The sequence below is a fragment of the Streptococcus sp. HMSC072D05 genome, assembly GCF_001815805.1.
In the GTDB taxonomy this organism is placed as follows: domain Bacteria; phylum Bacillota; class Bacilli; order Lactobacillales; family Streptococcaceae; genus Streptococcus.
Map to the genome: position 1 here is coordinate 1 of NZ_KV821991.1, position 702 is coordinate 702.

Genomic DNA, 702 nt, shown 5'->3' on the forward strand with positions numbered 1-702 from the left:
ATATGATAATCTAAATTTCATCAAGTAATATAGTGGTTTGGCAAGCATTGGCTTTGCTAGCCACTAACGTGGTAGCGTCGCCTGCTTGTTGGGGATACTCCCCAATCCCCTTATGATTTTTTCTGACGAAAAAATAGTGGCTAATTGATAGCCACTATTAATAAAGAAAAAGAAGTATTATTTGTTATAAATATATTAATTAGGTTCATATTTAGTCTTTAATATTTTTAATAAAAAAGGTAATAATGCTAAAAAGAGTGTTATTGATGCAAATAACCATGCATGACTTGACCCTTCTATGAGTTTATCTGAATTTGATGAATTACTGATAAATAATGAAGTAACTGCTGTATAAAAAGCAATACCTATATTTTGAACCATTCTTTGTGTAGCTCCAGCAGTACCTTGCATATCTTGAGATACAGTTTCCATTATTGCTGAAGTATTAGACGGTAGGAAAAAACCTCCTCCTATACCATATATTAGTAATAATAAGCTTATTGTCACTGGATTTAATATATATTGTAATAATCCTAGGCTTGTATATGCCACAATCATAATAATTAGTCCTGTAGTCATTAATACAATATTGCCAATGCGAGAAATTAATTTACCAGATATTTTTGAAGTAAGTACTAATCCTAAAGGAGAAGTAAGGTTAACTAATCCTATTTGCCAAGATGAAAGATGATTAATCTTTTC

At 30.5% G+C, this 702-nt stretch carries 1 protein-coding gene; it reads right to left on the minus strand.

Annotated elements, in window-relative coordinates:
• Window positions 1-195: 195 nt before the first annotated feature.
• Window positions 196-702 (minus strand): MFS transporter (locus HMPREF3057_RS01865; protein WP_142350330.1); only part of this gene is annotated, 507 nt, incomplete at its 5' end.